This is a genomic window from Clostridioides sp. ES-S-0006-03 (assembly GCF_020662275.1).
In the GTDB taxonomy this organism is placed as follows: Bacteria; Bacillota; Clostridia; order Peptostreptococcales; family Peptostreptococcaceae; genus Clostridioides.
This window is the reverse complement of sequence record NZ_JADGMM010000007.1, coordinates 133,556-150,017: the sequence shown is the minus strand read 5'-3', so window position 1 is coordinate 150,017 and position 16,462 is coordinate 133,556. Positions and strand designations below refer to the sequence as shown.

Below are 16,462 nucleotides of genomic sequence, written 5' to 3'. Positions count from 1 at the left end.
GCCTACCCTCTATAATATTTCATAACCTTAGGAATATAATTTTGTGTTTCTTTTGGCATTTTATACAGGTCAGAAATTGATTCTACCCCTCTGCTTTTCATCCTTCCAGGACCACCATTATATGCCATCAATCCCATTTCTATGCTCCCTCCAAACATATCAATGTATTCCTTAATGTGTCTAGTTCCAGCATCTATATTCTGTTCTATATTAAAAGGGTCTGTAACACCCAAATCTTTGCAATTTTCCGGCATAAGTTGCATAAGACCCTTCGCACCAGCAGAAGATACAGTATTTGGATTAAAATCTGATTCAACTTTAATTATTGCTTTTATAAGGTTCGCATCCACATTATATTTTTTTGATGCTTGCTCTACAGCACTTTCAATTCTTGACTTTAAATTTTTATCTTTTGTATCAACATCTATAAACCTACTAGATGTATTATTTACTGCATTATCAAGCTCGTTAAATAAATTTTCAGAATTAGACAATAAATTATATCCATTAGAAGTCTGTTGATTATTTTGTGACAATGCTTTTAACAATGTCATCATAACCATGTCAAATCCAGATGAATTATTATATGTACAGTTACACTGATTTGTAGTGTTGCTACCAGATAATTGAGTTAATGCCAATATATTAATTAATGAACTTATCTCATTCAATATAAAACTCCCCTTTCTAAATTTTATAAACTTCAAAATTAAACTGATAGAACAGATTTCCACCAATATTCATGCTCTATATACCATTTAACTGTTTCTTTTATACCTGAATCAAAATCATATTTTGCCTTCCAACCTAACTCATTCTCTATTTTAGATGGGTCGATAGCATATCTTAAGTCATGACCAGGTCTATCATTTACATAGGATATTAAATCCTCAGATTTACCTAAAATATTTAATATAGTTTTTACTACTTCTATATTACTTCTTTCATTATGACCACCTATATTATAAACCTCACCAATTTTTCCTTTATGTATTATTAAATCTACAGCAGTACAATGGTCGTATACATGTAACCAGTCTCTTATATTTTCTCCATTTCCATACACTGGCAATTGTTTGTCTTCAAAAGCATTTAAAATCATAAGCGGTATCAATTTTTCAGGAAAATGATATGGCCCATAATTATTTGAACATCTAGATATAGTTGTTGGAAGTCCATATGTCCTATAGTAAGAGTTAACCAATAAATCTGCTGCTGTTTTAGACGCTGAATAAGGGGAACTTGGATTAATAGCTGATTTCTCTGTAAAGAATAAATCCCTTCTATCAATTGGTAAATCACCATAGACTTCATCTGTAGAAACCTGATGATATCTTTTTATCCCATATTTTCTACATGCATCTAAAAGTACTTGTGTTCCTATAATATTTGTTTGTATAAATAATTGTGGATTTTCAACTGACCTATCTACATGAGATTCTGCCGCAAAGTTAACAGCTATATCAAACTTTTCCTCTTCAAATAATTTATAGACATGCTCTCTATCTGAAATATCTCCTCTAACAAATTTATAATTGGGCTTATCTTGTACTTCTTTTAATGTTTCCAAATTACCAGCATAAGTCAATAAATCTAGATTAACAATAGAATAATTTAGATACTTATTAAGCATATAATGTACAAAATTACTTCCAATAAATCCTGCTCCTCCAGTTATCAGTATTTTTTTCATATTTTTCTCCTAAATATTAATTCTAATAAATTTTATTAACGTTCTATACAGATATCTTTAAAACTTTTTTGTTTTTTGTCCTTTACTGATAAGAATATTTCTTCAATTCCTTCTAAAGGCCAATCAATCGATACTTGCTTATCATTCCACATAAAACCACTCTCAAATTCTGGATAATAATAATTTGTACACTTATAACTAAATACAGCTTTTTCTGATAAAACTAAAAATCCATGTGCAAATCCTTCTGGAATATAAAATTGCTTTTTATTTTTATCAGACAGTATTACTCCTTCCCACTCTCCAAATGTTTGTGAATCTTTCCTTAAGTCAACTGCAACATCGAAAACTTCTCCCTCTGTAACTCTAACTAATTTTCCTTGAGGATATCTATTTTGAAAATGCATTCCCCTTAATACGCCTTTCCTTGAGCTAGATTCATTATCTTGAACAAAACACATATCAAGTCCAAACTCCATAAAATCTTTTTTATTATAACTCTCAAAAAAATATCCTCTATTATCATAAAACACATTTGGTTCGACTATATATAGCCCTTCTATTTTTGTCTTTATAAAATTGAATTTTACCATTACAATAAACTCCTTTATTGAAATAAAATTTATGATAAATTTTATTTCATATTACATATCTTCATTGGCTAGTTTTAATAGATACTGGCCATACTCAGTTTTTATCAGTGGTCTAGCTAGTTCAATTAACTTCTCTCTACTTATATATCCCTTTGTATATGCAATCTCTTCTAAACATGCTATATACAATCCCTGTCTTGTCTGAACTACTTCAACATAATTAGAAGCATCTAATAGCCCCTTATGTGTACCAGTATCCAACCAAGCCATACCTCTTCCTAAAAGTTCTACTTTTAGTTTTCCTCGTTTTAGATATTCATTATTTATTGAAGTTATTTCTAGTTCCCCTCTATCTGATGGTTCAACAATCTTTGCTATTTCTACAACATCATTGTCATAAAAGTATAACCCTGGTATAGCATAATTAGATTTAGGTATTTTAGGTTTTTCTTCTATTGATAAAACATTAAACTCTTCATCAAATTCCACAACACCAAAAGCATTTGGATTACTAACATGATATCCGAATATGGTTGCTCCAGTTCTTTTAACTGCATTCTCTAATCTTTCGCTAAATCCATACCCATAAAATATGTTATCACCTAATACAAGAGAAACACTATCACTTCCTATAAATTCTTCTCCTATTATAAATGCTTCTGCAATCCCATTTGGTTTTTCCTGAATTGCATATGCTATTTTAAGTCCCAATGAACTTCCATCTCCAAATAGTTCCTCAAAAGCTATTATATCTCTTGGTGTAGATATTATAAGTATTTCTTGTATCCCTGCCAACATAAGAACTGACATTGGATAATATATCATTGGCTTATCATATATTGGAAGTGTTTGTTTTGATATACATTTTGTTATAGGATATAGTCTTGTTCCAGACCCTCCTGCTAAAATAATTCCTTTCATATTTATTCCATCCTTAAATTTACTTTGTCATATAATGATTATCGGATAAATAAAAGAAATATTTATATTTTACGTAATATCTTATTTTATTTTTTATAAATAGAATATTTACCTTCTAATGATATCATATTCTTTTAAATACTCTTCTATAGACTCTTCCCATTTTCTAAATGAATTTAATCCAATTAATTTCAGCATAAAATTATCAAGTACAGAATATTGTGGTCTTTGAGTTTTACTCTTAAAATCTTTACTTTTAATTGGATTTACTTTTATATCTATATTTTTTAACTCAAATATCTTTTTAGCAAAATCATACCAACTACACTCACCTTCACATGTGGCATGATAAACTCCATAATTCTCTGTTTCCATAATATTTATTATAACCTTTGCTAAGTCTACTGTACTTGTTGGACTCCCAAACTGGTCATCAACGACATTAACTTCTTTATTTTGTTTAGAAAATTTTATCATAGTCTTTACAAAATTATTTCCATCACCATATAGCCATGCTGTTCTCAATATAAAGTACTTATGTGAGAATTGTTCCACAAATTTTTCTCCCATAAGTTTACTTTTTCCATAAATAGAATTAGGTTCAGTTTTATTATCTTCTTTATATGGATATTTAGAAATACCATTAAATACATAATCAGTTGATATGTGGACAAGTTTAGCATTCACTTTTTTTGATGCTATTGCTAAATTCCTAGCTCCTAAAGAATTTATTTTATATGAAGTTTCTATATTGTCTTCACATGCATCGACCTTTGTATATGCTGCACAGTTTATAATTACATCAGGTTTATTATATGTTATAAAGCTATCTACATTAGCTTGATTAGATATATCTAAATCATCTCTTGTTGTAGGTAATATATCATATTTTACTTGTTTTATACTTTGATTAATTGATTCTAATTGATTGACCAATTCTCTCCCTAATTGACCATTAGATCCTGTTATTAATATTTTCATTGATTGTTTTTACCCTCCAATAAATATTCAATTCCTCTTAATAATTAATTATAACATAGCTTATATTTTGACTTAGGTAGAATATATATTATTTTTATATAAATAAAAAAAGAGATGTAACATTAAATGATTATCATCACATTATTACATCCCTTTAAATCTAAATATATAAAATATATTGTAATTACCAATTAATTACCAGAATCCTATCTAAAATACTTAACTCCAGATTCAAATATCTTTTGATCTTTCTCACCTATGATATTCTTAAATACTTCCTCACCAATTCTCTCAGAATGTCCCATTTTACCAAACACTCTACCATCAGCACTAGTTATACCTTCAACAGCATAGAATGAACCATTTGGATTAAATTCAATATCATAAGTAGCTTCATTATTAAAATTAACATATTGAGTTGCTACTTGTCCATTAGCAATTAATTCTCTCATAACATCTTCACTAGCAACAAATTTACCTTCTCCATGAGAAATAGCTATATTGTGAATATCTCCAACATTAGTTTGAGCTAGCCAAGGAGATTTATTAGATGAAATTCTAGTTCTAGCAATCTTAGCTTGATGACGTCCAATATTATTGTAAGTAAGTGTTGGTGCACTTTCACTTGGAACTCTTATTTCTCCATATGGAACTAAACCTAACTTAATTAATACTTGGAATCCATTACAGATACCTAACATCAAACCATCTTTTTGAGTTAAAAACTCATTTATAGCTTCTTGAACTCTAGGGTTTCTAAATACAGTAGCTATAAATTTACCAGAACCATCTGGCTCATCACCAGCACTAAATCCTCCTGGTAACATTATTATTTGAGAAGATTTTATTTCATTCACTATTGTATCTATAGAATCTTCTATGTCTTTATAAGTTAAATTCTTAAATACTCTTATATTTGCATTAGCCCCTGCTCTTTCAAATGCTCTTGCAGAGTCATATTCACAGTTTGTTCCAGGGAATGCTGGTATAAATACTCTTGGAGTAGCTATACTTAATGATGATTTTTTAGCCTCTCCTTGTGATATATAGCTTATAGTCTCTATTTTTGACTTTACTTCTTCTGTTTTAGTTGGGAATATAGGCTCTAAAGTACTACAATGCGCTTTATATAATTCATCTAATGAAAGTTCTTCACCTTTAATGAATATACTAGCATCTTTAACTGTACTTCCAAGCACTATGTAATTATATCCATCTAACATGCTTAAATCATCATTTGCTAATTCAAGTACTATATTTCCATAACTAGCTTCAAATAATTTATCATCTGTATATACTTTTTCAGCTTCTTCATTAAACTTAAATCCTATTTTGTTACCAAAAGCCATTTTACTTATTGCTTCACCTACACCTGCAAATCCCAATGCATATGTTGATAAAACTTTATTTTCATGTATAAGTTCTCTTACTTTATCTAAGTTTTTCTTTAGTTCTTCAAAGTCTATAACATTATTTTCTGCTTTATTTACACATAACATTACTACTTTTGAATCTGCTTTTTTAAATTCTGGAGATACTACTTTTCTAGCATCTACTGTATCAACAGCAAATGAAACTAATGTTGGTGGAACTTCAATATCTTTAAATGTACCAGACATACTGTCTTTTCCACCTATAGCAGGTATTTCAAACTTACTTTGTGCATAAAATGCTCCTAAAAGTGCTGAGAATGGTTTGCCCCATTTTTCTGGATTGTTACCAAGTTTTTCAAAGTACTCTTGGAATGTAAGTCTTGTTGTACTGTAATTTCCTCCAATAGCAACTAATTTACATACAGATTCTACTACTGCATATAAAGCTCCATGGAATGGACTCCATTTCCCTACTTTTGGATTATATCCATAAGTCATTATTGTAGAAGTATTAGTTTCTCCACCAAGAACTGGTATCTTAGCAACCATACCTTGAGTTGGAGTGGCTTGATACTTTCCACCAAATGGCATAAGTACTGTATTTCCACCAATTGTATTATCAAACATCTCTACTAATCCTTTTTGAGAACAAACATTAAGGTCAGATAATACTTTTGTAAATTTATCTTTCATACTTGCACACTTAACATCTTTTACTATTTCATTAGAGCTAAAGAATGTGTTTTCTTCATCTACTTTAGTAACATGGACATCAGTAGTTTGTTTCACTCCATTTGTATCTAAAAACTCTCTATTTATATCTACAATTGCTTTTCCATTCCAGAACATTCTTAAATATCCTGTATCAGTTACTGTAGCTACATGTGTAGCTTCTAAGTTTTCTTCTACTGCTAATTGTATAAATTTATCTTTATTTTCTTTTTTTATAGCTACTGCCATACGCTCTTGTGATTCTGAAATTGAAAGTTCAGTTCCATCAAGCCCATCGTATTTTTTAGGCACTAAATCTAAGTTTATGTCCAAACTATCAGCAATCTCACCTATAGCAACACAAACTCCTCCTGCTCCAAAGTCATTACATCTTTTTATCATTTGAGCAACTTCTTTATTTCTAAAGAATCTTTGTATTTTTCTTTCGTTAGGAGCATCACCTTTTTGGACTTCTGCACTACAAGTTAATATTGATTCTTCACTATGTTCTTTAGATGAACCAGTTGCACCTCCACAGCCATCTCTTCCTGTTTTTCCGCCAAGAAGAACTATTACATCTCCTGCTTCAGGTCTTTCTCTTACTACATTTTCTTTTGGTGCTGCTGCTATAACTGCACCTATTTCCATTCTTTTTGCAACAAAGTTTTCGTCATATACTTCTGCAACTTGTCCAGTTGTAAGACCTATTTGGTTCCCATATGAGCTATATCCATGAGCTGCTTCTGTAGTTATTTTTCTTTGCATAAGTTTTCCAGGTAAAGTATCCTCTAAAGTTGTTCTTGGGTCAGCACTTCCTGTAACACGCATTGCTTGGTAAACATAACTTCTTCCTGATAATGGGTCTCTTATAGCTCCACCTAAACAAGTAGCTGCTCCACCAAACGGCTCTATTTCAGTTGGATGGTTATGAGTTTCATTTTTAAACATTACTAAATATTTTTCCATCTTTCCATCAACTTCAACATCCACATTTATACTACATGCATTTATTTCTTCACTTTCATCTAGGTCATTTAACTTACCATTTTTCTTTAATTCTTTTACTGCAACTGTAGCTATATCCATTAAGCATATATCTTTATGTCTATTTACATATACATTGTCTCTTGAGTTAAGATACATTTGATACGCTTCTTTTACTATATCATTAAATTTACCATCTTCTATTTTCACATTTTCTATTTCAGTCATAAAAGTAGTGTGTCTACAATGATCAGACCAATAAGTATCTAGAACTTTTATTTCTGTTATAGTTGGGTTTCTCTTTTCTGTATCTTTGAAATATTTTTGAACATGTTGTAAGTCTCCTAAAGTCATTGCTAATCCTTTGTCACTTACAAATGATTTTAATCTGTCTTCATTTAAATCTATAAATCCATCTAATATTTCAACTGCTGTTGGTATCTCAGTTTCCATTTTTAATGTTTCTGGTTTTTCTAAAGATGCTTCTCTACTATCCACTGGATTTATGCAGTAATCCTTTATTTTGCTAAATTCTTCATCAGTTATTTTACCTGATAATATATAAACCTTTGCTGTATTAATAGCAGGTCTTATACCTTGATTTACTATTTGGACACATTGAGCTGCCCAGTCACCCCTTTGGTCATATTGACCAGGTAGGAACTCTATTGCAAATACTTTTTCTCCATTTAATTCTGGTATTTCCTCATAGTATACTACATCTAGATTTGGCTCAGAAAAGATTGTCTTTGCTGCATTTTCATAAACATCTTCTGATATTCCTTCTACATCATATCTATTTAATATTCTTAAATCTTCTATACTACTTATGTGCAAACTTTCCACTAAATCCTTTTTTAAAGCTTTAGCCTCAAGGTCAAAACCTTCTCTTTTTTCAACTAGTACTCTTCTAACCATTGAGTCTTTATTTCCAGTATTCAACATACCTTATCCTCCATTTTAGAAAAATTATCTACCTATGTCTGTTCTATAATGCATTCCTTCAAAATTTATTTTTTTTATATTTTCATAAACTTTTTCTGCTGCATCTTTAACTGTATCTGATTTTGTAGTTATACCAATTACTCTTCCCCCATTAGTAACTAAATTGCCGTCAAGAATCTTAGTACCACTGTGGAATACTACTATATCATCATCTAAATTTTCAAGACCAGTTATAACTTTTCCTTTTTCATAACTGTCTGGATACCCTCCTGATGTAAGCATAACACATACAGCTTCATCATCACTATAATTTATTTCTATGTCTTTTAACTTATTGTCAAGTATAGCTTCCATTATTTCATGTAAATCTGTTTCTAATCTAAATAAAACAGATTGTGTTTCAGGGTCTCCAAATCTTACATTATATTCAAGTACTTTCTCTCCATCATCAGTTATCATAAGACCAACAAATAAAATACCTTTAAAGTTAAGTCCATCTTTTTTGAATCCTTCTAATGTTTTTTCTAGTACTGTTTCTTTTACTTTATTTGCTAATTCTTCTGTATAGATTTCACTAGGTGAAAAAGTTCCCATTCCACCTGTATTCGGTCCTTGTTCATAATTATTTACCTTTTTATGGTCTTTTGCACTTGCCATAGGAACTATTGTATTATTGTCTACAAATGCCAAGATAGAAGTTTCTATACCTTTTAAAAATTCTTCAATTACTATTTTATCTCCAGCAGTTCCAAATTTCTTATCTGACATCATTTCTTTTAAAGTTGCTATAGCATCTTCTCTATTTTCAGGTATTACAACACCTTTTCCAGCAGCTAATCCGTCCGCTTTTATTACTACTGGATACCCAAAGCTATCTATTTCTGATATAGCTTCTTCTAAGTTTGTATATTCTTTATATTTTGCAGTAGGTATGTTATGCTTTATCATAAAATCTTTTGAAAAAGCTTTACTTCCTTCAAGTTGAGCACATTTTTTATTAGGTCCAAATACTCTTAAACCTTCTTTTTCAAATTCATCTACTATTCCCATAACTAGTGGTACTTCTGGACCTACTATTGTTAGACCTATTTTGTTATCCTTGGCAAATTTTAAAAGCCCTTCTACATCAGTATCACCTATATTTACACATTCTGCTACATTTGCGATTCCTGCATTACCTGGCGCACAATAAACTTTTTCTACATTTTTTTCATTGCTTAATTTCCAGCATATAGCATGTTCTCTTCCGCCACCGCCTACAACCAATATCTTCATAATATCCTCCTTAGTGTTTGAAGTGTCTTATTCCTGTAAATACCATAACCATATCATACTTATCACAAGCTTCTATTGAATCTTTATCTTTTATAGAACCACCTGGCTGAACTACTGCTGATATTCCATATTCATGAGCTAATGTTACACAATCATCAAATGGGAAAAATGCATCTGATGCTAAAACAGCTCCTGTAAAATCTTTATCTTTATTATTTTCAAGAGCATTTTTTAATGCCCAAATTCTTGATGTTTGTCCACAACCTAGAGCTAGAGTTTGACCATTTTTTACTATTGCAATTGCATTTGACTTCATATTTTTTACCACTCTCATACCAAATTCCATGTCTTTAAGTTGCTCATCTGTTGGTTTTGCTTTTGTTACATTTTCACTTTTTTCTGCTAATGTATTGTTTCTATCTTGTATCAATAATTTTCCATCTAAGTATTTCATTTCATATGGTTGTAAACTATTTTCTATCTTAGCTAATTTTAAGATTCTTAGATTTTTCTTTTGTTTAAGTATCTCTAACGCTTCTGGTTCAAAATCGTATGCTACTACTATTTCTAAGAATATTTCATTTAATTTCTCTGCTGTAGCTTTGTCTATAGTAGAAGTTATTCCTACTATTCCACCAAAGATTGATACTTTATCTGCTTCATAACATTTTGTATATGCTTCAAAAGCATCTTTTCCTAATCCTACACCACATGAATTAGCATGTTTTATAGCTACTGAAACTACTTCTTCACTATCTTTAAATTCTCTCATAACTTCTAAGCAACCATGTAAATCATTTAAGTTGTTGAAAGAAAGTTCTTTACCACCTAGTTGTTCATAATTTAAGATTGGATTTTTTGCATTTGATTGTGAATATAAGAAACCATTTTGATGTGGATTTTCTCCATATCTTAAAGTTTGTTCTTTTTGGAAAGTTAAATTTAATATGTCAGGATATGTATCTCCTACTTCTCCAGCAAAATAGCTAGATATTAAAGCATCATATCTTCCTGTAGTTGAGAAAGCTTTATATGATAATTTTTTTCTATCTTCTAATGTCATTGTCTCTGTTTTTAATTTTTCTATTATAGAATCATAATCTTTTATATCTACTACTACTATTACATCTTTATAGTTTTTAGCAGCAGAACGTATCATAGATGGTCCACCGATATCTATATTTTCTATCATTTCATCGTGGCTTTTCCCAGCTTTTAAAGTTCCTTCAAAATCGTATAGATTTACAGCTACTAAATCTATTGAATGTATTTTATGTTCATTCACAGTTTCTACATGAGATTCTTTGTCTCTTTTATAAAGTATTCCACCATGTATATATGGATTTAATGTTTTTACTCTTCCATCCAATATTTCTGGGAAGTTTGTAACATCTTCAACTTGCATTACATTAACTCCATTTTCTTTTAATGTTTTAAAAGTATTTCCTGTAGATATAATTTCATAGTCTAACTTATTTAATTCTTTAGCAAATTCAACTACACCTGTTTTGTCAGTTACACTTATTAAAGCTCTCTTACTCATTTATAAACACTCTCCTACCTTGAAGTTTTAATTTATTTTCACAAAAAAGACTTAAACTCTCTTCCAAAATCCTATGTTCAACTTCTAACACTCTTTTTGCAAGTGTTTTTGCATCATCATCTTGATTTACCTTAACTACATCTTGCATTATTATTGGTCCAGTATCAGCACCTTCATCCACAAAATGAACTGTAGCACCAGTTACTTTAGCCCCATAATCTATTACTCCCTGATGGACTCTTTCTCCATAGAATCCAGCTCCGCAAAATGAAGGAATTAATGATGGATGTATGTTTATCATTTTGTTTCTAAACTCATTAACCAGCTTTGGGCTGATTATTTTTAAATAACCAGCCAAAACTACTAAATCTATTTTATTTTCTTTAAGAATTTCTATTATCTTGTCTTCATTAGTTTCACAAATTGCCTTTATGTTATGATTTTTAGCTCTCTCTAAACCATAAGCATCTTGCTTACTTGAGATAACTACTTTAACCTGACCTTTTATTTTTCCAGACTCAGTACCATCTATAACTGCTTGTAAATTTGTTCCTCCACCAGATATCAAAACTCCTATATTTAGCATAATTCTACACCTTCATGACTATCTACTACTTCACCAATTATATATGCTTTATCTTCTAATAATTCACTATACTTTTTATCTACATAAGCAGCATTGTCATTTTCTCTATTATTTATAAAGTTTACAACATCGTTGGCATTTTCTTTATCTACTATTAAAACTAGTCCAATACCCATGTTAAAACTCTTATGAAGTTCTCTCTCATCTACAGCATTAAAACCTTCTATCATTTTAAATATAGGAGGCTTCTCCCAAGATTTTTTATTGATGTCTAATCCTAATCCTTTAGGTATAACTCTTGTTATATTTTCTATAAGCCCTCCACCAGTTATGTGAGCTATAGCTTTTATATCATGTTTAGCTAATACATCTAAAGCTAACTTAACATATATTTTAGTTGGTGTTAAAAGTGCTTCCCCAACTGTCATTCCTAGTTCTTCTACATATTGTTCCATCTTATAATCATAAGTTTCTAAGAATATCTTTCTTATAAAAGAAAATCCATTACTGTGTACTCCACTTGAAGATATACCAACTAATACATCTCCTGATTTAACATCATTTCCAGAAACAATCTTTTCTTTGTCAGCTATACCTACAGAGAATCCTGCTAAATCATAATCATCATCTCCATACATTCCAGGCATTTCAGCAGTTTCTCCACCAATTAGTGCACAACCAGACATCTTACAGCCATCTGCTATTCCACCAACTACTTTTTCTATATGCTCAGGAACTAATTTTCCAAGAGCTATATAATCAAGGAAGAATAATGGCTTAGCACCTTGACATATTAAATCATTTACACACATTGCAACTAAATCTATTCCAACAGTATCATGCTTGTCCATCATTTGAGCTATTTTTAACTTAGTCCCAACACCATCTGTAGATGCAAGCAAAACTGGCTCTTTCATTCCCACAAAATCTTTTAAACTGTATAATCCACTAAAGTTTCCTAAATCTCCAACTACATTTCCATCATAAGTTCCTTTAATTTTACCTTTTATAAGGTCTACTGCTCTATTTCCTTCATCTATATCTACACCTGATTCTTTATATGTTAACATGAAAGTAGTTCCTCCTTATCAATTTTTTTAACTGGGTATTCTCCATCAAAACAAGCTTTACAGAAAGTAGACTTATGTTCTGCTGCATCTAACATTCCTTCTATATCTAGGAATTTTAAACTATCACATCCAATATATTCTCTCATTTCTTCTACGTTGTTACTTGATGCAATTAACTTAGAGCGATTTGGAGTATCTATTCCATAATAACAAGAGTAAGCTACTGGAGGAGATGTTATTCTAAGATGAATTTCTTTTGCTCCTGCTTCTCTTAAAGATTTTACTAACTGTTTAGATGTAGTTCCTCTTACTATTGAATCATCTACTAAAATTATAGATTTTCCTTTTATTACTGTTGAAAGAGGATTTAATTTTATTTTTACAGCTATTTCTCTTTCCTCTTGTGTAGGTTTTATAAATGTTCTTCCTACATATCTATTTTTAACTAGACCTTCACTTATTTTTAATCCACTAGCATTTGCATAACCAATAGCTCCTGGCCAACCTGAATCAGGAACTGGAACTACTACATCTGCTTTTACATTTTCATCTTGAGCTAATCTTTCCCCACATTTAATTCTGAACTCATATGCATTTACATTATCTATAGTTGCATCATTTCTTGCAAAGTATATGTGTTCAAATATACAACTTTTCTTAACTGGTTTATAATTTTCTGAATAAAAATATGATTTTAATTCACCATCTTTAACTACTATTATTTCTCCTGGCTCTACATCTCTTATAACTTCTCCGCCAAGTATGTCTATTGCACAATTTTCTGATGCAAATATATATTCATCACCCTTTTTACCAAGTACAAGAGGTCTGAATCCATGTGGATCTCTAACTGCAACCAATTCATCTTGACTCATTATTACAAGGGCATATGCACCTTTGATATAGTCCATTGTTACTTTTAAACTTTCTACTATATCACCTTTGTAATATCTTGCAAGTATATATAAAATTACTTCTGTATCTGAATTAGTTTGGAACATATATCCATCTTCTTCTAGCATATCTTTTAAATAATTTGCATTTACTAGATTTCCATTATGAGCTATAGCTAATTGTCTTTTTCTGCAACTTCCAACTAAAGGCTGACAGTTAGAAACATGACTTCCTCCAGCTGTTGAATATCTAACATGTCCAATACCTATATTTCCTTTTAACTTAGATAATTCACTTTCCTTAAAAACATCTCCAACTAATCCCATATCTTTTTTGTACTTAATTTCTCCATCATCTAAAAGAGCTAAACCACAGCTTTCCTGCCCTCTGTGTTGCATAGAATATAAAGAATAATATAGTTCTTTAGTTACATCTTTATTAGAGTAAATCCCTAAAACTCCACACATACATTTGCCTCCTATTTATTATTCATTCTCGAAAGTACTTCCATATAACCTTCTACAAGGTCTCCAAGGTCTCTTCTAAATCTGTCTTTGTCTAATTTTTCATTTGTGTTTACATCCCAAAGTCTACAAGTGTCTGGTGATACTTCATCTGCCAATATTATGTTTCCTTCTGAATCTTTACCAAATTCTATTTTAAAGTCAACTAACTTTAGGTTTAATTTTAAGAAGAATGTTTTTAGCAATTCATTTATTTTTAGAGTTTCTTCTCTTAAGAATTTCAATTCTTCTCTAGTTGCTAATTTCATTGCCACTGCATAATCGTCGTTTAGCATTGGGTCACCATAATCATCGTTTTTATAGCTTATTTCAAAGATTGGCTCATCGAAAACTACACCTTCTTCAAGACCAACTCTTTTGCAGATAGAACCAGCAGCAATATTTCTTACTATCACTTCTAATGGTAAAATTTCTACTTTCTTAACTAGCATTTCTCTATCTGATAAACTTTTTACAAAGTGTGTATTTATATTATTTTCTTTTAACATTTCAAAGATTATTGTTGATATTTTATTATTTAGTATACCTTTTGAAGATATTTCTGCTTTTTTTTCTCCATTAAATGCTGTTGCATCATCTTTATAATAAACAACATATTCGTTTTCATTATCTGTAGAATATACTTGTTTTGCTTTTCCTTCATATAATAACATTTCTGTTACCCCCTTAAGTTCTTGTCGTCTTCTAGCACCTTTTGTGCCATTTCTTCTCTATATGATTTCAAATCTTCTTTTAATTTTGGGTATTTTAGAGTCATTATTTGTAATGCCAATAAAGCTGCATTTAAACCTAAATCTATTGTAACTGTTGCAACTGGTATTCCTTTTGGCATTTGAACTATTGATAAAAGTGAGTCTAATCCATCCATAGTTGATGATTTAATAGGCAATCCTATTACTGGAATTAGAGTTTGTGAAGCTATTACACCTGGTAGATGTGCTGCTTTTCCTGCTGCTGCTATTATTACATCTGTATCATCTTCTATTTCTTTTAGGAATGTTGAAAGTTGTTCTGGTGTTCTATGAGCAGATAATGCTCTTGCTACAACTTCTATTCCATATTTTTCAAGCAGTTTTATCCCTTCTTCTAATTTTGGATAATCTGATTTTGAACCCATAACTACTGCTACTTTCATTAGACTTCCCCTCTCCGTTTATAAGTTATTTTACATTTTAAATCATTCGTATCATTATACGAATTATACACCTTAAATTTTATATTAATATACATATATTATCAACTCTTTTTTGAAATTTTTTAAAAAAAATATTACTTGTATTTTTTTTATTCGCCCCATATCGAACTTTATTCGCTTTTTTTGATACCTAATAAAATTACTTTTCATTTATTTATTATTTTTTGATAAATAAATATATTTTATATAATTTTAAAGTAAACTTGCATAGTATTTTTTAAATTATAAGATTTATAATTCAGTAAGATACTCATTTCTATACATACTTGTATCAGAGTCTATACTAAAAAAGGAAGTTAATTATTATAAATCATCTTCCTTTTCATTAGTGTATAATTTTATAGTTGTTAATTTAAAAATATAAAGTGCCGTTTTTAATTCTGTATTTTATCAATAAATTCATATCTTGCCAATAGTTAATCATCCTTAAATAATCTTTTATATAACAATTTCATTTCTTGATAATCTAAAATTACAAAATCAGGCTCATAAATCAAATCTTCTAAACTATTCCCCCTATGATTCATCCATATACTCTTCCATCCAGCTTTTTTAGCACCTACTACATCATTTTTATAAGAGTCACCTATATAATATGTATTTGCCCTATCTAAACCCATAAATTTCTCAGCTAATCTAAAAATATTAATGTCTGGCTTAGAAAAGCCAACTTCACTAGAAATAAAAATATTCTCTTCATCAACCCACTTTTCAATATTTAATTGCTTTAATTTCATTCTTTGATGAGAAGATGGTCCATTAGTTATAATTCCAATATTAATATTTTTTTCTTTAGCAAAATTCAAAACTTGCTCCATCTCTGGTATTAGAGTTATTTGTGATTGTTGATATATATACTCATCTTGAAAATTTTGAGCATCTTTTTCTGTAATGGGGTTTCCTAACTCTTCAAAAGCTTTCATTATTCTATACACATGCATTTTTTCAATTGGCATCTCTCCACTCTCAGTCAAATGAAATACCTCATCACTATACTTTCTGCTACTGATATATAAATCTTTAACAGAAATATTCTTTATTGAAGAAAATACTTTATCATATGCGATATAAAAAGGTGTTAACTGATTGTATAAAGTATCATCTACATCAAAAATTAAATTAATCAAAATATTAGTCCTCCAAAATTTAATAGTGGTAAATATAATTATAACTA

Annotated in this window: 14 protein-coding genes; all 14 read right to left on the bottom strand. The window is 29.9% G+C overall.

Going from position 1 to position 16,462, the window contains the following annotated elements:
- Positions 1 to 2: 2 nt before the first annotated feature.
- A complete protein-coding gene (locus tag IR151_RS11410) occupies positions 3 to 671 on the bottom strand; it encodes a lytic transglycosylase domain-containing protein (RefSeq protein ID WP_227434644.1) in 669 nt (222 codons plus the stop codon).
- A 38-nt stretch (positions 672 to 709) separates the two neighbouring features.
- The gene (gene rfbB / locus IR151_RS11405) at positions 710 to 1,693 is read right to left on the bottom strand and encodes a dTDP-glucose 4,6-dehydratase (RefSeq protein WP_227434643.1); all 984 of its coding nucleotides are present in this window, start codon (positions 1,691 to 1,693) and stop codon (positions 710 to 712) included.
- Positions 1,694 to 1,728: 35 nt separating this feature from the next.
- Entirely contained in the window at positions 1,729 to 2,286 is a 558-nt protein-coding gene (gene rfbC, locus IR151_RS11400) for a dTDP-4-dehydrorhamnose 3,5-epimerase (protein WP_227434642.1), read from the bottom strand.
- A gap of 51 nt (positions 2,287 to 2,337) precedes the next feature.
- Positions 2,338 to 3,207, bottom strand: coding sequence for a glucose-1-phosphate thymidylyltransferase RfbA (rfbA, locus tag IR151_RS11395; RefSeq protein WP_227434641.1), 870 nt, complete (start codon positions 3,205 to 3,207; stop codon positions 2,338 to 2,340).
- A 108-nt stretch (positions 3,208 to 3,315) separates the two neighbouring features.
- Entirely contained in the window at positions 3,316 to 4,188 is an 873-nt protein-coding gene (gene rfbD, locus IR151_RS11390) for a dTDP-4-dehydrorhamnose reductase (RefSeq protein WP_227434640.1), read from the bottom strand.
- A gap of 206 nt (positions 4,189 to 4,394) precedes the next feature.
- Positions 4,395 to 8,201: a phosphoribosylformylglycinamidine synthase gene (locus tag IR151_RS11385; RefSeq protein ID WP_227434639.1), complete on the bottom strand. Its 3,807-nt coding sequence runs from the start codon at positions 8,199 to 8,201 to the stop codon at positions 4,395 to 4,397.
- Between the two features lie 24 nt (positions 8,202 to 8,225).
- Positions 8,226 to 9,476: a phosphoribosylamine--glycine ligase gene (purD, locus tag IR151_RS11380; RefSeq protein ID WP_227434638.1), complete on the bottom strand. Its 1,251-nt coding sequence runs from the start codon at positions 9,474 to 9,476 to the stop codon at positions 8,226 to 8,228.
- A 10-nt stretch (positions 9,477 to 9,486) separates the two neighbouring features.
- Positions 9,487 to 11,019 carry a bifunctional phosphoribosylaminoimidazolecarboxamide formyltransferase/IMP cyclohydrolase gene (purH, locus tag IR151_RS11375; RefSeq protein WP_227434637.1) on the bottom strand — a complete coding sequence of 511 codons (1,533 nt, stop codon included), beginning with the start codon at positions 11,017 to 11,019 and terminating at the stop codon, positions 9,487 to 9,489.
- Entirely contained in the window at positions 11,012 to 11,605 is a 594-nt protein-coding gene (gene purN / locus IR151_RS11370) for a phosphoribosylglycinamide formyltransferase (RefSeq protein ID WP_227434636.1), read from the bottom strand. The genes purH and purN overlap by 8 nt, the downstream gene beginning before the upstream one ends.
- On the bottom strand, positions 11,599 to 12,675 hold the full coding sequence (gene purM / locus IR151_RS11365) for a phosphoribosylformylglycinamidine cyclo-ligase (protein ID WP_227434635.1): 1,077 nt from the start codon (positions 12,673 to 12,675) through the stop codon (positions 11,599 to 11,601). The genes purN and purM overlap by 7 nt, the downstream gene beginning before the upstream one ends.
- The gene (gene purF / locus IR151_RS11360; protein ID WP_227434634.1) at positions 12,669 to 14,036 is read right to left on the bottom strand and encodes an amidophosphoribosyltransferase; all 1,368 of its coding nucleotides are present in this window, start codon (positions 14,034 to 14,036) and stop codon (positions 12,669 to 12,671) included. The genes purM and purF overlap by 7 nt, the downstream gene beginning before the upstream one ends.
- A gap of 11 nt (positions 14,037 to 14,047) precedes the next feature.
- Positions 14,048 to 14,746: a phosphoribosylaminoimidazolesuccinocarboxamide synthase gene (gene purC / locus IR151_RS11355; RefSeq protein ID WP_227434633.1), complete on the bottom strand. Its 699-nt coding sequence runs from the start codon at positions 14,744 to 14,746 to the stop codon at positions 14,048 to 14,050.
- 5 nt (positions 14,747 to 14,751) lie between these two features.
- Complete coding sequence (purE, locus tag IR151_RS11350; protein ID WP_003420964.1) at positions 14,752 to 15,228, bottom strand: 5-(carboxyamino)imidazole ribonucleotide mutase; 477 nt, start codon at positions 15,226 to 15,228, stop codon at positions 14,752 to 14,754.
- 476 nt (positions 15,229 to 15,704) lie between these two features.
- Positions 15,705 to 16,415 (bottom strand): HAD family hydrolase, encoded by a 711-nt coding sequence (locus IR151_RS11345; protein WP_227434632.1) that lies wholly within the window; start codon positions 16,413 to 16,415, stop codon positions 15,705 to 15,707.
- Positions 16,416 to 16,462 lie beyond the last annotated feature (47 nt).